The sequence below is a fragment of the Nocardioides marinquilinus genome, from assembly GCF_039543705.1.
GTDB classification, from domain to species: Bacteria; Actinomycetota; Actinomycetes; order Propionibacteriales; family Nocardioidaceae; genus Nocardioides; species Nocardioides marinquilinus.
This window is the reverse complement of record NZ_BAABKG010000003.1, coordinates 879,806-899,328: the sequence shown is the minus strand read 5'-3', so window position 1 is coordinate 899,328 and position 19,523 is coordinate 879,806. Positions and strand designations below refer to the sequence as shown.

Genomic DNA, 19,523 nt, shown 5'->3' with positions numbered 1-19,523 from the left:
TCCTAAGACCGCTTGGCCTCCGACTTGCCCCGGTCGCGCCCCCCGCCCAGCCCGCCCAGCCCGCCGCGCCGGCCACCCCGGCCGCGCCCGAGCCGCCGGCCGTGCAGGCCGGTGGCCCCACGCCGAAGGCGCCCGCGCCGCGACCGGTCGGTCGCCCCGGCGCGCCGCGCCCCGGCAACAACCCGTTCGCCCCGAGCCAGGGCATGGGACGTCGTCCCGCCGCCCCGCGGCCCGAGCCCGAGACCGACGGCGGCGACAACCGTCCGCCGCGGCCGCCGGCCGGCCGTGACGGCGCCCCGCCCCGCCCGGGCATGCCTCGCCCGAACCCGGCGATGATGCCGAAGTCCCCGGCCGCCTTCGGCCGTGGTCCGGGCGGTGCGCCCGGTCGTCCCGGCGCCCCCGGTCGCGGTGGCGCCCCGGGTCGTCCCGGTGCTCCCGGTCGCGGTGGCGCTCCCGGTGGCGGTCGCCCCGGCGGCGGCTTCGGGCCCAGCGGTGGCGGTCGCCCCGGCGGCGGTCGTCCCGGCCAGCGCGGCCAGACCCAGGGTGCGTTCGGCCGTCCCGGCGGCCCCTCGCGCCGTGGCCGCAAGTCGAAGCGGGCGCGTCGTCAGGAGTTCGAGGCCATGGAGGCCCCGACCCTGGGCGGCATGCGCGTCCGCAAGGGCAACGGCGAGACCGTCCGCCTGGCGCGCGGCGCCTCGCTGACCGACTTCGCCGAGAAGGTCGGCGTCGACGCCGCCCAGCTCGTGCAGATGCTGTTCCACCTCGGCGAGATGGTGACGGCGACCGAGTCGGTCAACGACGCCACGCTCGAGCTGCTCGGCGAGGAGCTCAACTACAACATCGAGATCGTCTCGCCCGAGGACGAGGACCGCGAGCTGCTCGAGTCCTTCGACCTCGAGTTCGGCTCCGACGAGGGCGACGAGTCCGACCTGACCATCCGGCCCCCGGTCGTCACGGTCATGGGTCACGTCGACCACGGAAAGACCAAGCTCCTCGACGCGCTGCGCAACGCCAACGTCGTCGACAAGGAGGCCGGCGGCATCACCCAGCACATCGGTGCCTACCAGGTCCACACCGACGTCGACGGCGACGACCGCCGCATCACCTTCATCGACACCCCGGGTCACGAGGCGTTCACCGCCATGCGTGCCCGCGGCTCGAAGAGCTCCGACATCGCGGTGCTCGTGGTGGCGGCCGACGACGGCGTGATGCCGCAGACGGTCGAGGCGCTCAACCACGCCAAGGCGGCCGAGGTGCCGATCGTGGTGGCGGTCAACAAGATCGACAAGCCCGACGCCGACCCGACCAAGGTGCGCGGCCAGCTCACCGAGTACGGCCTGGTGCCCGAGGAGTACGGCGGCGACACGATGTTCGTCGACGTCTCGGCCAAGTCCGAGCTGAACCTCGACCGGCTGCTCGAGGCCATCGTCCTCACCGCCGACGCCTCGCTCGACCTGCGGGCCAACGCCTCGCAGGACGCGCAGGGCCTGGTCGTCGAGGCGCACCTCGACCGCGGCCGCGGCCCCGTGGCCACGATCCTGGTGCAGCGCGGCACGCTGCGCGTCGGCGACTCGATCGTCGCCGGCCCGGCCCACGGCCGGGTGCGCGCCATGATCGACGAGTACGGCAACGAGATCGTCGAGGCCGACCCGGCCCGTCCGGCGATGGTGCTCGGTCTGTCCGCCGTCCCCGGCGCCGGCCAGAACTTCCTGGTCGTCGACGACGACCGGATGGCGCGCCAGATCGCCGAGAAGCGCGAGGCCCGCGAGCGGGCGGCCATGCAGGCCAAGCGCCGCGTCCGTCGCACGCTCGAGGACGTCTTCGCCTCGATGGAGAAGGGTGCGGAGAGCCAGGAGCTCAACCTCATCCTGAAGGGCGACGTGTCCGGTTCGGTGGAGGCCCTCGAGGACGCTCTCGCCCAGCTCGACGTCGGCGACAACATCGGCATCCGCGTCATCGACCGCGGTGTCGGTGCGATCACCGAGACCAACGTCGACCTGGCCGCCGCGTCCGACGCCATCATCATCGGCTTCAACGTGCGCCCGCAGGGCAAGGCCACCGAGCTCGCCGAGCGCGAGGGCGTCGAGATCCGCTACTACACGGTCATCTACCAGGTGATCGACGAGATCGAGGCGGCCCTCAAGGGCATGCTCAAGCCGGAGTACGAGGAGGCGACCCTCGGCCAGGCCGAGATCCGCGCCATCTTCCGCAGCTCCAAGATCGGCAACATCGCCGGTTGCATGGTCACCAGCGGCACCATCCGCCGCAACGCCAAGGTGCGCCTGATCCGCGACGGGAACGTGGTGGCCGACAACCTCGACCTCGCCTCGCTCAAGCGCGAGAAGGACGACGCTTCCGAGGTCCGCGAGGGCTTCGAGTGCGGTCTGGTGCTGCGCAACTTCAGCGACATCAAGGAGGGCGACGTCGTCGAGGCGTTCGAGATGCGCGAGATCCCGCGGGCCTGACGGCCCTCCGGCTGCGCCGCCGGGGCTTTCGCCCCGGCGGCTACGCCGCCGAAGGCGTCGAGCTCGCTTCGCTCGCCGCTCCTCTGTTCCGCCGAACCAGGCGGGCCGGATGCGCTCGTTCCTCGCGGATCCGGCCCGCGGTTCGGCGGGCTCGCTCGTTCCTCGCGAGCACCAGTCAGGTCCTAGTGCGCCGCGGGCCGGGTCGGTTCACGGCGGTGACGCCGTCATGGAAGGGTTCACAGCATGAGCAGTCCGCGGGTGCGCAAGATCGCCGACCGGATCCAGGTGATCGTGGCCGAGATGCTCGAGCGACGGGTCAAGGACCCGCGCCTCGGGTTCATCACCGTCACCGACGTCCGGCTGACCGGCGACGCGCAGCAGGCGACGATCTTCTACACCGTCCTCGGTGCGGCCGGCGGCGTGCTGGACGACGAGGCGCAGCGGGCCAGCACGGCGGCCGCGCTCGAGTCGGCCAAGGGGCTGCTGCGCTCCGAGGTCGCCAAGCAGCTCGGCATGCGCCACGCCCCGTCGCTGGCCTTCGTGCCCGACGCGCTGCCCGAGACCGCCAAGGTCGTCGACGACGCGCTCGAGCGCGCCCGTCGCGCCGACGAGGCGCTGGCCGCGGCCCGCGAGGGGGCGGCGTACGCCGGCGAGACCGACCCCTACAAGAAGCCGCGCGAGGTCGAGCCCGACGACGCCGCCGACGACGACGCCGCCGCCGACGACGACGACGCCGACGCCGCCGACGACGACGACGCCGGGCAGGACGACCCGGCCCGGGCGTGAGCGCCACGCCGGTGCGGCCGGGCCTCGTCGTCGTCGACAAGCCGACCGGGCCGACGTCCCACGACGTCGTCGCGCGGGTGCGCCGGCTCGCCGGCACCCGCAAGGTCGGTCACGCCGGCACGCTCGACCCGATGGCCACCGGCGTGCTGGTGCTCGGCGTCGACCGGGCCACCCGGCTGCTCGGGCACCTCACGCTGAGCGAGAAGGCCTACGAGGCGACCATCCGGCTCGGTGAGACCACGACCACCGACGACGCCGAGGGCGAGACCACCGCGAGCGCCCCGGTCGACCACCTCACCGACGAGGCGGTGCGCGAGGCGCTGGCCGCCCAGGTCGGCGAGATCCAGCAGCGGCCCTCGGCCGTCTCGGCCGTCAAGGTCGACGGACGCCGCGCCTACCAGCGCGTGCGCGACGGCGAGGACGTCGTCCTCGAGCCGCGCACGGTCACCGTGCACGAGCTCACCGTCCTCGAGCTCGCGCTGCCCGACGTGCGGGTGCGGGTGCGCTGCTCGAGCGGCACCTACATCCGCGCCATCGCCCGCGACGCCGGGGCCCTGCTCGGCGTCGGCGGCCACCTGACCGCGCTGCGGCGCACCGCCGTCGGCCCCTTCCTCGACGCCGAGGCGCGCACCCTCGACGACCTCGCCGACGACTTCGGCGTCGTCCCGCTCGGCGACGCCGCCCGGCGCTGCTTCCCGGCCGTCGAGCTGTCCGCCGACGAGGCCGTCGACGTCCGCCACGGACGACGGCTGGCCCGGCCGCTCGACGCCGTCAGCGCCGTCTTCGACCCCGACGGCGAGTTCCTGGCGCTCTACGGTCCCGCCCCCGAGGGCTCGCGCGCGGTCGCCGTCCTGGTCTGAGGCCCGGCCGCACCAGCGCCCGACCGGCGCAGGTCTGGACCGAGCACCTCCGGGGTCTCCCGCTGCGGCCCGCGTGGCCCTACGCTCGCTCGCGCGGAGGGAGCCGTGATGGGGGACACGCACGCCGGGCGCCCGGTCGTGCCCGACGAGGGGTACGACCCGCTCGGGCGCGCGGTCGAGAGCGACGACCCCCGGGTGGCCGCCGTGCTCGACGTGCTCGCCGGCGCCGCGCGCGCCGACGTCGCCCGGCGCCTCGCGGTCGACGAGGCGCGTCTCGCCCAGTGGGTGGGGGCCTTCGTCGAGGCCGGCGCCGCCCGGCTCGCCGAGCGCTCGGCGGGCACCCGGGCGCGGCGGCACGACCGGTTCCTGTCGACGTTCATGCACGCCCTGCGCGCCCAGCTGGCGATGGCGCAGATGTGGGTCGAGCTGCTGGGTGACGCGGCGACGCCGTCCGCCGACGTCGCGGGGCACCTGCAGGACGCGCTCGGCCGGCTCGACGCCACCGCGCACGACGTCGAGCTGATCACCGCGGCGCTGCTGGGCCGGCTGCGTCCGGCGCCGCGCGCGGTCGGCCTGCCCGCGCTCGTCGCCGGGCTCTCGCCGGCACCCACGCTCGACGCGGCGACGGCCGGCGTGCGGCTCGTGGTCGACCCCGCGCTGTTCGCGCGGGTGCTGCGCGACCTGTGGCAGACCGCCCACACGGTGGGCCCCCGGCCCGAGGGGGTCGGGCTCGAGGCCGACGCGGGGGAGCGGTGGGTCGAGCTGCGCGTCGTCCGCACCGGGCCGCCGGTCGACGAGGCGGTGCTGGCAGCGGTCTTCGAGCCCTTCGACCGTGAGTCGGACGACGCGAGCGTCACCGTCGGTCTCTACCTCGCCCGGGCGCTGGCGGCGGTGCACGACGCGACGGTGGTGGTGCGGCAGGAGCGGGTGCGCACGGTGCTCGCCGTGCGGGTGCCCACCGGGCGCGCGTCGGCGGGCTGAGCGCGTCACTATCCTCGAGTGGTGCAGACGGTGCAGATCTGGCGCGACGTCGCCGACGTGCCCGCCGACCTCGGGGCGTCGGTGGTCACGGTGGGCAACTTCGACGGCGTGCACCGCGGCCACCGCGTCGTGGTCGCCCGCGCCCGCGCCCGGGCCGACGAGCTCGGTCTGCCGCTGGTGCTGGTGACCTTCGACCCCCACCCGATGTCGGTGCTGCGGCCCGACCACGCGCCGTCGATGCTGACCACGGTCGAGGAGCGCGCGGCGCTGCTCGCCGACGCCGGTGTCGACCACGTGCTCGCGGTGCCCTTCGACCTCGACGTCGCCGCGTGGACGCCGCAGGAGTTCGTCGACCGGGTGCTGGTCGCCGTGCTGCACGCCCGGGCCGTCGTGGTCGGCGCCAACTTCCGCTTCGGCCACCGCGCCGCGGGCGACGTCGCCTTCCTGCGCGAGGCGGGCCGCGTCGCCGGGTTCGAGGCCGAGGGCGTCGAGCTGGACGGCGGCCCGCAGGTCTGGTCGTCGACCTACGTGCGCACCTGCCTGGCCGCCGGAGACGTCGCCGGCGCCGCCGAGGCCCTGGGCCGGCCGTTCGCGGTGCGTGGCGTCGTCGTCCGCGGCGACCAGCGTGGTCGCGAGCTCGGCTACCCGACCGCCAACGTGCCCACCGACGGGCTGACGGCCGCGCCGGCCGACGGCGTCTACGCCGGCCGCCTGCGGCGTCTCGACACCGGCGAGGTGCACCCCGCCGCGATCAGCGTCGGCACCAACCCGACCTTCCACGGTGAGCGCGAGCGACGCGTCGAGAGCTACGTGCTCGACCGCGACGACCTCGAGCTCTACGGCGTCGAGGTCGAGGTCGAGTTCGTCGAGCGGCTGCGCGGCATGGTGGCCTTCGACGGCGTCGAGGCGCTGCTGGTGCAGATGGCCGACGACGTCCGCCGCGCCCGGGAGCTGCTCGGTGGCTGACGGGGTCGCGGACGGCGCCGACCCGTCGTCCGGCCCCTACCGCAACCCGGCCGCGGTCGCCGAGGCCGAGCGCTGGTTCCTCTCCCACGGGCTGTCGTACTTCGTGCCCTCGGTGCGCGCCTCGGTGCGCGAGGGGCTCACGCCGCGGCGGTTCGTGCCGCCGATGCTGCTGGTGGTGCTGCTCGCCGTGGTGGTCGCCGGTCTCGTCGTCTGGCTGGTGGGCGAGGGGACGGCGGCCCCCGCGGTGCTGGCCACCGTCGCCGGCGCCGGCGCGCTGGTCTACGCCCTCACCGCCCTCAAGGCCCGGCCGATCGTGGTGTGGGCGCTCGGGCGCACCTTCGGCAGCCTGCGGCTGCTGGTGCCGATGGTCAGCCGCGCGCTGCCGCTGCTGCTGGTCTTCGTGACCTTCCTGTTCATCAACGCCGAGGCCTGGCAGATGACGGCCAACCTGCAGCCCGGCATCCTCTGGACCACGGTGCTGCTCATCACCGGCCTCGCGGTGGTCTTCCTGATGGTGCGGCTGCCCGAGGAGGTCGACCGCGTCGACGACGTCGTCGACGAGGCGTTCGTGCTGCGCTCCACGCAGGGCACACCGCTGGCCACCTCGGCCCGCCGCCTCGTCGAGCGCGGGGCCGACCCGGCCGCGCGGGCGCAGGTGACCGGGTTCGACCGCGCCAACCTGATCCTGGTGCTGCTCGTGGTGCAGGTGGGTCAGGTGCTGCTGCTGGCCGTGGCGGTCTTCGCCTTCTTCCTGCTCTTCGGCTCGCTCGTGATGACCCGTGACGTGCAGGACGCCTGGACCGGCGTGCCCGGCGGTGTCGACAGCCTGCCGTTCCTGCCGAACGCCTCGGTCGAGCTGCTGCAGGTCTCGCTGTTCCTCGCCGCGTTCTCGGGCCTGTACTTCACCGTCTCGGCCGTCACCGACGACACCTACCGCAGCCAGTTCTTCGCCGCCGTCACCGACGAGCTCGAGCGCGCCGTCGGCATGCGCGCGGTCTACCTGACGCTGCGCGACGCCGAGGCCTCGGCCCCGACCTGAGCGGGCCGGGTCAGCGGCGGACGACGTCCTGCAGGTGCCCGAAGGCGACCAGCCGGTCGTCGGTGTGGAACAGCTCGGCGCACGTGGTGAGCGTGATCAGCCGTCGCTGGTCGGGCGCGGGGCCGACCCCGCCGTCGGGGTTGACCGGGTCGGAGCCGACGACCCAGCCGGCCGTGAACGGCACCCGCAGGTCGTCGCCGCCGGTGTCGAGCACGTAGGTGTAGACCGCGTCGCGGGTCTCGACCACGATCTCGTCGCCGGGCTGCAGGTCGGGCATGTCGCGCAGCGGCTCGCCGTGGGTGACGCGGTGGCCCGAGAGCGCGTAGTTGCCGACCTCGCCGGGCCCAGCGGAGTCGGCGAAGTGCCCCATGCCGGAGGCGAGGACGTCGTCCGAGACGCCCTCGAGGATCGGCACCGCGAAGTCGTCGCCGAACGCCGGCACCCGCAGGATCGCGGTGGCCGTGCCGTGGTCGGTCTCGACCTCGGCGCGCGCCCGGTCGGGCGGCTGCGACCACTCCCGCTCGAGCGTCTCGACGGTCTCGGCGTGCCGCTGCTGGGCCACCCAGGTGGTGCCGTAGAGCTGCCAGCCCACCCACCCGAGCAGCCCGAGCCCGGCCAGCACCAGCCCGAGCCCGGTCCAGAACGCCCACCGCCGGCGACGCCGGGGCGGCGCCGGCGCCGCCTCGCGCGCGCCGTCCTGGACATCGGTCACCGGCCCAGTGTCGCACCGGCGCCGCGGTCGTTCCCGACGAACGCCCCGGAGGTCTCGGGGCTCGTCGCCAGGGCTCCTCGTACCTCGACCATCGTCATCGTCGACCTTCCTCCGACGGTGGTCGAGGTGCGAGGCCGGCCACGGCCGAGCCTCGAGAGCCCGCACCGGCCACCGACCGCGCGGGCCGACCCGCCGGGGTGCAATGTCGAGCAAGTCGATGATGTTACGTTCCCCTACATGTCCGACGCTCCCCAGCTCACCCGTCGTGCCCTCGTGGGCGGGGCGGTGGCGGCCACCGGTGCCGCGACCGCCGTCACCGTGATCGGGGCGCCGCCGGCGCCCGCCGGCGCGCCCGAGATCCTCAAGCCGCTGCCACCGCGGCGGTTCGTCGACTTCGGCACCAACGCCGAGATGCGCTGGAGCTCGGTCGACCCGACGCGCTACCTCACGGCCCAGCGCGACCTGTTCGTGCGCAACCACACCGCCACCCCGCGCATCGACCGCGCCGACTACGAGCTGCGGGTCTTCGGCGACGGCCTCGAGCGGCCGCGCACCCGCGGGCGCGGCGTCCGCCTGACGCTGCGCGACCTGCAGGCCATGCCGACCACCACGGTCACCACGGTGCACGAGTGCACCGGCAACGGCCGCTCGTTCTTCGAGACCCAGCAGGGCCAGGACGTCAGCGGCACGTCGTGGACGCTCGGCGCCGTCGGCGCCGTCCGCTGGGAGGGCGTGCGGCTGGCCACCGTGCTGCGCCGCATCGGCCTGGCCGACGGCGTCCGCCGCGGCGGCACGGTCATGGCCACCGGCCTCGACGACCCCTACGAGTCCGACGGCGTCGACTACGGCCGGGTGCGCCGTCCCTTCCCGGTCTCGAAGGCCCTCGACGACGCGCTGCTCGTCTGGGGCGCCAACGGCCATCCGCTGCTGCCCGACCACGGCTACCCGCTGCGGCTCGTGCTGCCCGGCTGGGTGGGCATCGCCAGCATCAAGTGGCTCGGCTCGCTCGAGGTCAGCCGCGGCCGCCTCACCTCGCCGTGGAACACGACCTTCTACCGCATGACCGGCGGCGACTACCCCGAGGGCTCGCCCGCCCTCACGGTCAACCCGGTGCGCTCCGCGTGGGAGCTGCCCTGGGGTGCCGCGCTGGACGCCGGCCGCGACGTCACGCTGACCGGTCGGTCGTGGAGCGGGGCCGCGCCCATCCGCTCGGTGGCCGTCAGCCTCGACGGCGGCGACACCTGGCGCTCGGCACGGCTGCGGCCCGACCGCCGTGACCCGTGGAAGCGCGGCGGCTGGACCCGCTGGTCGGTGCGCTGGCCCCGGCCGCGCGCGGGGGAGCGCGTGCTGCTGGCCCGCGCCACCGACGCGCTCGGACGCCGCCAGCCCGACGTCACGCCCTACAACGACAGCGGCTACTTCTTCGACGCCGTGGTGCGCCACCCCGTCACCGTCGCGTGAGCGGCGTCGTGGGCTGACCGCCCGGGGGAGCGGGCTGCAGCGTCCCGCCTAGGGTGGGTGCAGGCCCGGATGCGACGACCCCACACCACGGAGGAGCCCCCACGATGACGGTGTCCCTGAACAAGGGCGGCAATGTCAGCCTGACCAAGATGGCCCCCAGCCTGACCGCGGTCGCCGTCGGTCTGGGCTGGGACGTGCGGTTGACCTCGGGTGCCGACTTCGACCTCGACGCCAGCGCCCTCGTCTGCGGCGAGAGCGGCCGCGTCGTCGACGACCAGCACTTCGTCTTCTACAACAACCTGCGCTCGCCCGACGGCACCGTCGTCCACACCGGCGACAACCTCACCGGCGAGGGCGACGGCGACGACGAGTCGATCAACGTCGACCTCGCCGGCATGCCCGCGTCGGTGCAGAAGATCGTCTTCCCGGTCTCCATCCACGACGCCGACGCCCGGCGGCAGTCGTTCGGCCAGGTCACCAACGCCTTCATCCGCGTCGTCGACCAGGCCACCGGCGTCGAGCTGGCCCGCTACGACCTCACCGAGGACGCCTCGAGCGAGACCGCCATGCTGTTCGGCGAGCTCTACCGCCGCGGTGAGGAGTGGAAGTTCCGCGCCATCGGGCAGGGCTACGCCTCCGGCCTGGCCGGCATCGCGCGCGACTACGGCGTCAACGTCGGCTGAGACCCGCCCGCGCGTCGACCGTCCGGGCCAGCCCGAAGGGGTGGCGCCTGACCCGGATGCGCGCCCGAGCGGGCCGGCGTGACCAGGCCCCCGGGGGCTCCGTCGGGCCATGGGACGGACACCGTCCGCGGCATAGCGTGAGGGGGCCGGAGAACCTCGCAGCCCGCCGACCAAGGCGGCCTCGTCCCCGGTGGATCCACGAGCTGATCGGCCGGGACCCTCATGTGCGAGGTCCGCTCCACCACTCCTACCGTCCCGGGCGCTCCGGCGACCACGCGCGAGCTGGCGCTCGACGGTGACCTCGACGTCTTCCTCGCCGCGCGCCTGTGCCGCGAGCTGCGGCGGCTCGCTGCCGGCGGGGCCGACCACGTGCGCGTCGACCTCTCTGGGGTCGCGTGGGCCAACGCCTCGGCGCTGCGCCACCTCGCCCTCGCCCGGCGCGAGCTGCTGGCCGGCTCGGGGCTCGTCGTGGACGTCGTCCGCCCCAGCCCGGCCGTCGTGCGGGTGGGTGGGTGGACCCGGTTGACCGGCGTCCTCGGCTGCGGCGTCGCCTGAGCGAGCCCACCCCTGGCCGGGGGGCCTGCCCCGGCCGACTCCGGACCGTGGCCGTGCGGAGATGCCGAGTGCTGGTGCGTCCTTTGTAGGGTGTGCTCGCACCGACCCGAACCCCGAACCCCCGGAGGATCCACGATGGTTGTCAGCTTGTCGAAGGGCGGAAACGTCTCCCTCACCAAGGAGGCCGGACCCGCAGGCCTGAACAAGGTCATGGTCGGTCTCGGGTGGGACGTGCGCACCACGACCGGGCAGGACTTCGACCTCGACGCCTCGGGCCTGATGTGCGGCACCGAGGGCAAGGTCGTCTCCGACCAGCACTTCATCTTCTACAACAACCTCACCTCGCCCGACGGCAACGTGGTCCACCAGGGCGACAACCGCACCGGCGAGGGCGAGGGCGACGACGAGGTCGTCGACGTGAACCTCGCCGGCATGGGCGCCGACGTCGACAAGGTCGTCTTCGTGGTCTCGATCGACCAGGCCGACGCCCGCGGCCAGAACTTCGGCCAGGTGACCGGCGCGTTCATCCGCGTCGTCAACAGCGACAACGGCACCGAGCTCGCCCGCTACGACCTCTCCGAGGACGCCTCCAGCGAGACCGCGATGGTCTTCGGCGAGATCTACCGCAACGGCGAGGAGTGGAAGTTCCGCGCCATCGGCCAGGGCTACGCCTCCGGCCTCGCGGGCATCGTGCGTGACTACGGCGTCAACCTCTGACGCTGTCCTGAACCACCGGGCCCGGCCCGACGACCCCGACCCGGCGTCGCCGGGCCGGCCCGCCCCTCCCTAGAAAGCAACGCGCGTGCAGCTGCTCAAGACCCTGCGGTGGTCCTTCGTGATCACCATCATCGGCCTCATCGCCGCCTACCTGTACGGCGGCGCGACCGGGCTCGCGGTCACCGCCATCCTGATCGTCCTCGAGGTCTCGCTGTCCTTCGACAACGCCGTGGTCAACGCCAAGGTGCTGGTGCGGATGTCGGAGTTCTGGGTCAAGATGTTCCTGACCGTCGGCATCATCATCGCCGTCTTCGGCATGCGCCTGATCTTCCCGCTGGTGATCGTCTTCGTCACCGCGGGCCTCTCGCCGGTCGAGGCGTGGCAGCTGGCGCTCGAGAAGGGCGACCCGCACGTCGAGGGCACCTACGGCTGGTACCTCGAGGAGGCACGCCCCCTCATCGCGGCCTTCGGCGGCATGTTCCTGTTGATGATCTTCCTCGACTTCGTCTTCGACGACGAGAAGGAGCACCACTGGATCGCGCCGGTCGAGAAGGCCTTCAAGAAGGCCGCCGCGTTCCCGGCCATCTCGCCGGCCATCGGTCTGATCGTGCTGTTCATCTTCGGCACGATCTTCGAGGAGTACCGCGCCGACATGCTCTACGCCGGCGTCATGGGCATCGTCCTGTACCTGGTGGTCGGCGGCCTGGGCGACTTCTTCGACGGCGGCTTCGACGACGACGACGACAGCGAGGAGGCGCAGGCCGCCCGCGCCAAGGGCGAGGTGGCCAAGGCCACGGGCAAGGCGGCGTTCTCGCTGTTCCTCTACCTCGAGCTGCTCGACGCCTCGTTCAGCTTCGACGGCGTCATCGGCGCCTTCGCGATCACCTCCGACCCGATCATCATCGCGATCGGTCTGGGCGTGGGTGCGTTCTACGTCCGCTCGATCACCATCCACCTGGTGCACCAGGGCACGCTGAGCGAGTACGTCTACCTCGAGCACGGCGCCCACTGGGCCATCGCGGCCCTGGCGTTCCTGCTGCTGATCTCGCCGGGCTACCACGCCCCCGAGGTCGTCATCGGCCTGATCGGCGTCGGCTTCATCGCCGCGGCGGTGTGGTCGAGCCGGCGCTACAACGCCGCGCACGCCGACGAGGACCACTCGCTCCACGTCTAGCCCGTCCGCTCCGTCGCACCCCGGCCGTCGCTCCCCGAGCGGCGGGCCGGTGTCGTCGGCGACCGTCGGCGACGTCACCCGGGGGCGCACGACTGGCGCGTGGCACACGAGGGCACCCTCGTAACATGAGACGCGTGTCGTCCCGCGTCCCCGCCTCGCAGCGCGAGGCGACGCAGCGGGCCCTCGACCAGTTCATGGAGGACTTCCGCCACCTCGACAGCTCGCAGCGCGCGCTGCGCGGCATGGTCGACAGCTTCCGGGCCTACCTGCCCGACCGGGCGGCGTCGTCCGGGCTCGTGCCTCGCTTCCGGGTGCTCGACCAGCAGGCCGAGGAGCTGATCGGGGAGTACCTGCGCACCCTCGACGCGCACCCCTTCGGCGACGACCTGGACCTCGCCCGCCTCGGTGCCGCGCACCGCGCCTACGCCGACGTCGGTCCGCGGATGGCGAAGCTGGCCGACGAGATGGACCAGGTGGTGCTCGACTACGACGCCGAGCTGACCCGCATCGGCCAGCAGGTGCAGCGCGGCCGGCACCTCAAGGACGACGCCACCGCCTTCACCAAGCGGGTCGCCGACGCCGCGGGGTCGCTGCGCACCAGCGGGCTGGAGGTGCCCGAGCTCAACGGCCTGCTCGCCCGCACCCGCGCCGCCGCGACCACCGCCAGCGAGTGGGAGCCCGAGCGGGGCTTCGAGGTGCTCGAGCAGGCCGTGCGCGAGCTCGACGGGCTCGCCGGGCAGGCCGAGGCCCTCGCCGCCGACTACCCGCAGCGCGTCGCCAAGGCGCAGACGCGTCGCGCCTCGCTGCGCACCGTCGCCGAGGGCATCGAGTCCCGCGCCGCGAAGGTGCCCGACGACCTCGCCACCCTGCGCCGCGAGTTCAGCATGGGCAACTGGCGCGACCTCGACGACTCCGACGACGCCGTCACCGCCGCCCTCGACCGCGCCCGCGCCGCCCTGGCCGAGTTCGACCGGCTCGTGGCCGCGGACGCCGAGTGGTCGCGGCCCCTGCAGCTGCTCGACGAGGCCCGGGGCCAGCTGGACGTCGCCAAGGCCGGTGTCGACGCGCCGCACGAGCGGCTGCAGCGGCTGCGCGCGATCAAGGCCGACCCGGAGGACCTGATGCGCAAGGTCCGCTTCCGGCTGCGCGACGCCCAGCTGCTGGTGACCAACAACCGCAAGCCCGGGGGCGAGGGCGTCAGCCGCGAGCTCGACGCGCTCGCCGTCCGGCTCGACGCCCTGCGCAGGGCCTTCGACGCCGTCCACCCCGACTACTGGGCGGCCGCCCAGGAGGCGGAGCGGATGCAGGAGACCATCCGAGCCGCCGTGGAGCGCTTCCGCGGCCTCTGACGCGTCCGGCCCGGCCTGCCCCGGGCGGGGCCGGCCGAGCCGACGAAACTGCGGGTTGTGCGACGAACCTTCGTCGCAGAACCGGCAGTTTCACCACTTACGTGGTGAAACTGCCGTCGGGATCAGAGCGTGACACCGTAGTTGCTGATGATGCCCTGCAGGCCCGAGGCGTAGCCCTGACCGATGGCGCGGAACTTCCACTCGGCGCCGTTGCGGTACAGCTCGCCGAAGACCATGGCGGTCTCGGTGGAGGCGTCCTCGCTGAGGTCGTAGCGGGCGAGCTCCTCGTCGTTGGCCGTGTCGACGACGCGGATGTAGGCGTTCTTGACCTGGCCGAAGCTCTGGCCGCGGCTGTCGGCGTCGTGGATGGTCACCGAGAAGACGACCTTGTCGGTCTCGGGGGTCAGGCTCGACAGGTCGACCTCGATGGTCTCGTCGTCGCCCGACGCGGCGCCGTCGCGCACGTCGCCCTTGTGGCGCACGGTGCCCTCGGGCGAGGTGAGGTTGTTGTAGAAGATGAAGTGCTGGTCGGAGAGCACCTTCTCGCCCTCGCCGCAGACCAGCGCGGTGGCGTCGAGGTCGAAGTCGGCGCCGTCGGTGGTGCGGGCGTCCCAGCCGAGACCGACGCGCACGGACTGCAGCGACGGGGCCATCTTGGACAGGTTGACGTTGCCGCCCTTGGAGAGTGAGACGGGCATGGGGTGACTCCTTCGACGAGGGGCTGACGTGGACTGACATGGGACTGACGTGGGACTGACGTGCAACTGCGTGTCGCCGGGCCGACGGCCCGGCGGTGCTTGCACGCTACCGGCCCGCCGTGTGCCCGAAACCCGCCCGACCTATCCTGTGCCGGACCACGGACGAGGCAGCCGCGTCCAACCCCCACCCAGCCAGGCAGAGAGGCGGGACGCCGTGCGCCAGTTCCACTTCCTCGACCCCGCCGACCGCGCGCAGCTGTTCTTCCGCGAGCCGCTCGACATCCACCGCGACGACCCGCCCGAGCTGCTGGCCCACGCGCTCGGCGCGACGCTCTACATCCCGGCGACCCGCGACGAGCTGGCCGCCGACGTCCTGCGCGTGGCGCAGCGCGGTGCCACGAGCTGCGTGATCTGCCTCGAGGACGCCATCCCCGACAGCGCCGTCGAGTTCGCCGTCACCCACGTGGCCGAGCAGCTCGCGCAGCTGCACCAGAAGCCCGGCCGCGACGACCTGCCGCTGGTCTTCGTGCGGGTGCGCAGCGTCGACCAGCCCGCCCGGCTCGTGGGGCTGATGGGCGAGGCGGCCGCCGTCATCGACGGCTTCGTGCTGCCGAAGTTCTCCGCCGGCCACGGGCCCGAGTACCTCGCCGCCGTCGCCGGGTGCGAGGCGGTCGTCGGACGCCGCTACCTGGTCATGCCGGTGATCGAGACCCCCGAGGTGATGTACCGCGAGACCCGGGTCGGCGAGCTGCTCGGCATCCGCTCGCTGCTGGCCGAGCACGCCGACCGGGTGCTCGCGGTGCGCATCGGCGCCACCGACATGGCCTCGGTGTTCGCGCTGCGCCGTCCGCGCGACCTGACGATCTACGACGTGCGGCTGATCGCCGGCGCGGTGGCCGACGTCGTCAACGTGCTCGGGCGCCCCGGAGGCCACGCGATCACCGGCCCGGTGTGGGAGTACTTCACCTCGCCCGACCGGCTCTTCAAGCCGCAGCTGCGCGAGTCGCCGTTCGCGCAGCGCGACGACCGCGAGCTGCGCGCCCGGCTGCTCGCCCGCGACCTCGACGGCCTGATCCGCGAGGTGCTGCTCGACCGCGCCAACGGCCTGATCGGCAAGACCGTCATCCACCCCAGCCACGTGCCCGTCGTCCACGCCCTGTCGGTGGTCAGCCACGAGGAGTACGACGACGCGCTCGGCGTCATGTCGGCCTTCGAGGACGGCGGCGGCGTCTCGCGGTCGAGCTACCGCAACAAGATGAACGAGGCCAACCCGCACCTGGCGTGGGCGCGCCAGCTGCTGCGCCGCGCCGACGTCTTCGGCGTCGCCGCCCCCGACGTCACCTTCGTCGACGTGCTCGCCGCCGCCACCGACGAGGCCCCCCTGTGACCTCCCCGCCGTCGGCGGGCACCTGGACGGGGGAGTGGGTGCACGCGCACGCGGGGCTCGAGCTCGCCGGTGACGCCGGCCTGCCCGACTTGGTCGGCCTGGCCGTGCGCCGCAACCCGCGCCGGCTGCAGCTGGTGGTCTCGAACGTGCTCGCCAAGCACGTGCCCGTCGCGCCCGCCTCGGCCCGCGCCGCCGCCGACCGCCTCGGCGACCTCGTGCTCGAGGCGCTCGACGGCGCCCGTCCCGACCTGGTGCTCGGCTACGCCGAGACCGCGACCGGGCTGGGGCACCTGGTCGCCGACCGCGTCGGCGCGCCCGTGCTGCACTCCACCCGTCGCCCGGGCTGGTCGGCGCTGAGCTTCGAGGAGGAGCACAGCCACGCCACCACCCACCGCCTGCAGCCGGCCGACGAGGGGTGGCTGCGCACCACCGGACCGCTGGTGCTGGTCGACGACGAGCTCACCACCGGTCGCACCCTGCTCAACACCGTGCGCGAGCTGCACGCGGCGTGCCCGCGCGAGGCCTACGTCGTCGCCGCGCTCGTCGACCTGCGACCGGACGCCGCCCGCGCGCTCGTCGACGAGGCCGCGGCCGAGCTGGGCGCGCGCATCGAGGTGGTCGCGCTCGCCCGCGGTGAGGTGCGGGTCGGTGGCGAGCCCGACGCCGCCGTCGCCGCCGCGCTCGACACCGCGCTGCCGCCCCCGCCCGCCCCCCGGGCCGACGAGGTCGCCACCACGGTCACCTGGCCCGCCGACGTCCCCACCGGCGGGCGCCACGGCCTGCGGGCCGCCGATGCCGCCTTCGACGCCGCCGTCGCCGCGCTCGCCGCCGAGGTCGACGGGCTCCTCGTCGGCGACGCGGTGCACGTGCTCGGCACCGAGGAGCTCATGTACCTGCCGCACCGCCTCGCCGAGGCCCTGGACCACCGTGAGGTCACCGTCTCCTCGACCACCCGCTCGCCCGTCGTCGTCGTCGACGACCCGGGCTACGCCGTCCGCCACGGCATCACCTTCGCCGCGCACGACGGCGCCGACGACGGCGCACCGCGGTTCGCCTACAACCTCGAGCCCGGGCGCTTCGACACGATCGTGCTGGTGGTCGACGCCGCCACGCCCGCCCCGGCCGACGGGGGCGCCGCCGACCTGCGCGCCGCGCTGGCCGGGCTGTGCGAGCGCGTCGTGGTCGCACGGGTGGGGGAGTGATGGCGACCCCGCTGCACGGGCCGGCCTTCGGCTCCTACCCGGCCGACGACGTCACCTGGCTGCTCAAGGACCTCAGCGACGCCGCCCTCGAGGCACCCGTCGAGGAGCGTGAGGAGGCCATCCAGGCCGGCCGCGCCCACTACGCCGAGTCGCTGCCGGTGGAGTACCAGCCGAGCGCCGAGTACACGGCGCTGTTCGAGCGGGCGCTCGACGAGCAGGCCCGCCGCGTGGCCCTCGCGGCGGCGACCCTCGTGCACCTGGTCGTCGCGCTGCGCGGACGCGACGTCGTCCTGGTCTCGCTGGCGCGCGCCGGGACGCCGATCGGGGTGCTGCTGCGCCGCTACGCGCGCCGGCTCGGCCTCGACCTGCCGCACTACACGATGTCGATCGTGCGGGGCCGTGGCCTCGACGAGGTCGCACTGCGCCACCTGGCCGAGCGCCACCGCCCCGAGGACGTCGTCTTCGTCGACGGCTGGACCGGCAAGGGCGCCATCTCGAAGGAGCTCGCCGCCGGCGCGGTCGACGTCGAGGAGCGGCTCGGCCTGCGGTTCGACCCCGAGCTCGCCGTGCTCGCCGACCCCGCGAGCAGCACGCCGGTCTTCGGCACCCGCGACGACTTCCTCATCCCCTCGGCCTGCCTGAACTCGACGGTCTCCGGCCTGGTCTCGCGCACCGTGCTCAACGACCGGCTGATCGGGCGGGGCGACTTCCACGGCGCCAAGTTCTACGCCGAGCTCGCCGACGCCGACCTCAGCCGGCGCTACGTCGACGTCGTCGAGGCCTGCTTCGACGGCCCCGGCGCCGTCGCCGACGAGGCGCGGGCCGAGGCCGAGCGGCTGCTCGCGAGCGACCGGACGCCGACGTGGTCGGGCTGGCGCGCCGTCGAGGCGGTCAGCGAGGCCTACGACATCGGCGACGTCAACCTGGTCAAGCCCGGCGTAGGCGAGACGACGCGGGTGCTGCTGCGCCGGGTGCCGTGGCGGGTGCTGGTGCGCCCCGACCGGCGCCACGAGCTCGGCCACGTCGAGCTGCTGGCCGAGCAGCGCGGCGTCCCGGTCGAGGAGGTGGCCGACCTGGCCTTCTCGTGCATGGGCCTGATCCACCCCCGCTTCGCCCGGACGGAGAGCTGAGCGCGTGCTGGCCTCCGACATCGACCGCACCCTGCTGTGGTCGCACAAGCGGGTGGGCGACGTCCCGCTCGAGCGCCTGACCTGCCTCGAGGTGCTCGACGGCCGCGACTGGGCCTACGTCACCCGCGACGCCTACGCCGCGCTCGAGCGCATGGCGGCCTCCGACGCCCTGGTGCTGTGCACCACCCGCACGCCCGCGCAGGTGCAGCGGCTGCGGCTGCCCCCGCACCGCCGCGTCCTCTGCCTCAACGGCGGCGCCCTGCTGCGTGACGGCGAGCCCGACGCCGCCCACGCCGCGCACACCGAGACGCTGGTCGCTCAGCGGCTGCCGATGGCCGCGTTCGCCGCGCGCGTCGAGCACCTGGCGCGCGCGCCGCACGTGCGCGGCCTGCGCGACGCCGACGGCGCGTTCGGCTACTTCCTGCTCAACGGCGAGCCCGTCGCCGACGGCTGGGTCGAGGAGCTCGAGCAGGTCGCGGACGAGGAGGGCTGGCGGCTCACCCACGAGCAGACGAAGGTCTACGCGATGCCCGACACCCTCACGAAGGAGGCCGGGCTGACCCGTCTGCTCGAGACCGGTGAGGCCGGTGACGAGGTCGTCGCCGCGGCCGGCGACTCGCGGCTCGACGAGGGCATGCTCCGCCTGGCCCGTCACGCCCTGGTGCCGCGCGGCGCCTACCTGGAGTCCCACGGCTGGGACGGCGCCCTCACCACCGCCACCGGCGTCCTCGCCGGCGAGGAGATCGCCCTCTGGCTCGAGTCGCTGGTCTGAGCAGGGTTCTCGGCCGATCGGCCACGCGTGGGCGCCACCCGGGCCCACAATGCCGGGCATGACCGACCCGGCGTTCGTCCTGCCCGCCGAGCCACCGCCACCGCCGTCGAGCACGCCGACGACGTCGTGGTCGACGACGATCTGGGTCGAGCCGGACCACCCGGACGACACGGTCGTCGACCTGCAGGTGCAGGAGGACACGACCCGCCTGCTGCAGGCGGTGCTGGCCGTCGTCCTCGCCGCGGTCGCCATGACGGTGGGGTGGGCGGTGGCCGGTCCGCTCGGCGCGGCTGCCGGGTGCGCCGTCCTCGCCGTGGGCGCCGGCGGCGTGCTCGCCCTCGGACGGCGGGTCGCGACGGCCCGGGCCGTCCGGCGCCTGCGGCTCGACGGCGGGCCGATGCTGGCCTACGAGTGGCGGGGCGTGGTGTGCCAGCCGCTGCCGGTCGGGCGGCTGGCCGACATGATGAGCGACGGCCGGCTGTCGCCGGGCACGCCGGTGCGGGGCCTCGACGGGACGTGGGTCCCCCTGGGCGAGGTGGTGCGGCGGCGCCTGCCCGCCGTCTTCGACCGATGAGTCCTGGAGGCC

General features: G+C 74.1%; 19 protein-coding genes. 17 read left to right on the top strand and 2 right to left on the bottom strand.

The features are described 5' to 3' along the window. The 6 genes from infB to ABEA04_RS15395 form a co-directional block, all read left to right on the top strand. The coding region (infB, locus tag ABEA04_RS15420; RefSeq protein ID WP_345460308.1) for a translation initiation factor IF-2 at window positions 1-2,465 on the top strand (2,465 nt) is incomplete at its 5' end. 243 nt (window positions 2,466-2,708) lie between these two features. Further along, a complete protein-coding gene (rbfA, locus tag ABEA04_RS15415) occupies window positions 2,709-3,251 on the top strand; it encodes a 30S ribosome-binding factor RbfA (protein WP_345460305.1) in 543 nt (180 codons plus the stop codon). Continuing rightward, on the top strand, window positions 3,248-4,111 hold the full coding sequence (gene truB / locus ABEA04_RS15410; RefSeq protein WP_345460302.1) for a tRNA pseudouridine(55) synthase TruB: 864 nt from the start codon (window positions 3,248-3,250) through the stop codon (window positions 4,109-4,111). Before rbfA ends, truB begins: the two co-directional genes overlap by 4 nt. A 108-nt stretch (window positions 4,112-4,219) precedes the next feature. Further along, the gene (locus ABEA04_RS15405; protein WP_345460299.1) at window positions 4,220-5,092 is read left to right on the top strand and encodes an ATP-binding protein; all 873 of its coding nucleotides are present in this window, start codon (window positions 4,220-4,222) and stop codon (window positions 5,090-5,092) included. A 30-nt stretch (window positions 5,093-5,122) separates the two neighbouring features. Continuing rightward, the gene (locus ABEA04_RS15400; protein ID WP_345460379.1) at window positions 5,123-6,058 is read left to right on the top strand and encodes a bifunctional riboflavin kinase/FAD synthetase; all 936 of its coding nucleotides are present in this window, start codon (window positions 5,123-5,125) and stop codon (window positions 6,056-6,058) included. Beyond that, window positions 6,051-7,097: a hypothetical protein gene (locus ABEA04_RS15395; RefSeq protein ID WP_345460297.1), complete on the top strand. Its 1,047-nt coding sequence runs from the start codon at window positions 6,051-6,053 to the stop codon at window positions 7,095-7,097. Before ABEA04_RS15400 ends, ABEA04_RS15395 begins: the two co-directional genes overlap by 8 nt. Window positions 7,098-7,107: 10 nt before the next feature. On the opposite strand, the gene ABEA04_RS15390 is transcribed toward ABEA04_RS15395, so the two are convergent. After that, window positions 7,108-7,809 carry a class E sortase gene (locus ABEA04_RS15390; protein ID WP_345460294.1) on the bottom strand — a complete coding sequence of 234 codons (702 nt, stop codon included), beginning with the start codon at window positions 7,807-7,809 and terminating at the stop codon, window positions 7,108-7,110. A 237-nt stretch (window positions 7,810-8,046) separates the two neighbouring features. Here ABEA04_RS15390 and ABEA04_RS15385 point away from each other — a divergent pair, with 237 nt between their 5' ends. The 6 genes from ABEA04_RS15385 to ABEA04_RS15360 all read left to right on the top strand — a co-directional run bounded on the left by ABEA04_RS15385 (window position 8,047) and on the right by ABEA04_RS15360 (window position 13,748). Then, window positions 8,047-9,270 (top strand): molybdopterin-dependent oxidoreductase, encoded by a 1,224-nt coding sequence (locus ABEA04_RS15385; protein WP_345460291.1) that lies wholly within the window; start codon window positions 8,047-8,049, stop codon window positions 9,268-9,270. Between the two features lie 104 nt (window positions 9,271-9,374). Then, on the top strand, window positions 9,375-9,953 hold the full coding sequence (locus ABEA04_RS15380) for a TerD family protein (protein ID WP_345460288.1): 579 nt from the start codon (window positions 9,375-9,377) through the stop codon (window positions 9,951-9,953). Window positions 9,954-10,175: 222 nt separating this feature from the next. Then, entirely contained in the window at window positions 10,176-10,508 is a 333-nt protein-coding gene (locus ABEA04_RS15375; protein WP_345460285.1) for an STAS domain-containing protein, read from the top strand. Window positions 10,509-10,655: 147 nt separating this feature from the next. Beyond that, complete coding sequence (locus ABEA04_RS15370) at window positions 10,656-11,225, top strand: TerD family protein (RefSeq protein WP_425577037.1); 570 nt, start codon at window positions 10,656-10,658, stop codon at window positions 11,223-11,225. An 85-nt stretch (window positions 11,226-11,310) separates the two neighbouring features. Beyond that, window positions 11,311-12,399, top strand: a complete 1,089-nt coding sequence (locus ABEA04_RS15365; protein ID WP_345460279.1) for a DUF475 domain-containing protein — start codon at window positions 11,311-11,313, stop codon at window positions 12,397-12,399. Between the two features lie 125 nt (window positions 12,400-12,524). Then, on the top strand, window positions 12,525-13,748 hold the full coding sequence (locus tag ABEA04_RS15360) for a hypothetical protein (RefSeq protein WP_345460276.1): 1,224 nt from the start codon (window positions 12,525-12,527) through the stop codon (window positions 13,746-13,748). 122 nt (window positions 13,749-13,870) lie between these two features. Here ABEA04_RS15360 and ABEA04_RS15355 read toward each other — a convergent pair whose 3' ends face one another. After that, window positions 13,871-14,446, bottom strand: coding sequence for a TerD family protein (locus tag ABEA04_RS15355; protein ID WP_345460273.1), 576 nt, complete (start codon window positions 14,444-14,446; stop codon window positions 13,871-13,873). Window positions 14,447-14,660: 214 nt separating this feature from the next. On the opposite strand from ABEA04_RS15355, the gene ABEA04_RS15350 reads away from it, so the two are divergent. Genes ABEA04_RS15350 through ABEA04_RS15330 form a run of 5 tightly spaced genes read left to right on the top strand, consistent with a single transcriptional unit; the run spans window position 14,661 to window position 19,511 of the window. Continuing rightward, complete coding sequence (locus tag ABEA04_RS15350; RefSeq protein ID WP_345460270.1) at window positions 14,661-15,833, top strand: HpcH/HpaI aldolase/citrate lyase family protein; 1,173 nt, start codon at window positions 14,661-14,663, stop codon at window positions 15,831-15,833. Then, complete coding sequence (locus tag ABEA04_RS15345) at window positions 15,830-17,035, top strand: phosphoribosyltransferase family protein (RefSeq protein WP_345460268.1); 1,206 nt, start codon at window positions 15,830-15,832, stop codon at window positions 17,033-17,035. Before ABEA04_RS15350 ends, ABEA04_RS15345 begins: the two co-directional genes overlap by 4 nt. Then, a complete protein-coding gene (locus ABEA04_RS15340; protein WP_345460265.1) occupies window positions 17,035-18,165 on the top strand; it encodes a cysteine protease StiP family protein in 1,131 nt (376 codons plus the stop codon). Before ABEA04_RS15345 ends, ABEA04_RS15340 begins: the two co-directional genes overlap by 1 nt. Window positions 18,166-18,169: 4 nt before the next feature. Beyond that, on the top strand, window positions 18,170-18,937 hold the full coding sequence (locus ABEA04_RS15335; protein WP_345460262.1) for a Cof-type HAD-IIB family hydrolase: 768 nt from the start codon (window positions 18,170-18,172) through the stop codon (window positions 18,935-18,937). Window positions 18,938-18,995: 58 nt separating this feature from the next. Next, on the top strand, window positions 18,996-19,511 hold the full coding sequence (locus ABEA04_RS15330) for a hypothetical protein (RefSeq protein ID WP_345460259.1): 516 nt from the start codon (window positions 18,996-18,998) through the stop codon (window positions 19,509-19,511). The last annotated feature ends 12 nt before the right edge of the window (window positions 19,512-19,523 follow it).

What these genes read in the sequence shown, in the direction of transcription:
- ABEA04_RS15385 (WP_345460291.1), top strand. Translation starts at nt 8,047, where the DNA reads ATGTCCGACGCTCCCCAGCTCACCCGTCGTGCCCTCGTGGGCGGGGCG.
- rbfA (WP_345460305.1), top strand. Translation starts at nt 2,709, where the DNA reads ATGAGCAGTCCGCGGGTGCGCAAGATCGCCGACCGGATCCAGGTGATC.
- ABEA04_RS15330 (WP_345460259.1), top strand. Translation starts at nt 18,996, where the DNA reads ATGACCGACCCGGCGTTCGTCCTGCCCGCCGAGCCACCGCCACCGCCG.
- ABEA04_RS15380 (WP_345460288.1), top strand. Translation starts at nt 9,375, where the DNA reads ATGACGGTGTCCCTGAACAAGGGCGGCAATGTCAGCCTGACCAAGATG.
- ABEA04_RS15405 (WP_345460299.1), top strand. Translation starts at nt 4,220, where the DNA reads ATGGGGGACACGCACGCCGGGCGCCCGGTCGTGCCCGACGAGGGGTAC.
- ABEA04_RS15360 (WP_345460276.1), top strand. Translation starts at nt 12,525, where the DNA reads ATGAGACGCGTGTCGTCCCGCGTCCCCGCCTCGCAGCGCGAGGCGACG.
- ABEA04_RS15340 (WP_345460265.1), top strand. Translation starts at nt 17,035, where the DNA reads ATGGCGACCCCGCTGCACGGGCCGGCCTTCGGCTCCTACCCGGCCGAC.
- ABEA04_RS15375 (WP_345460285.1), top strand. Translation starts at nt 10,176, where the DNA reads ATGTGCGAGGTCCGCTCCACCACTCCTACCGTCCCGGGCGCTCCGGCG.
- ABEA04_RS15355 (WP_345460273.1), bottom strand. Translation starts at nt 14,446, where the DNA reads ATGCCCGTCTCACTCTCCAAGGGCGGCAACGTCAACCTGTCCAAGATG.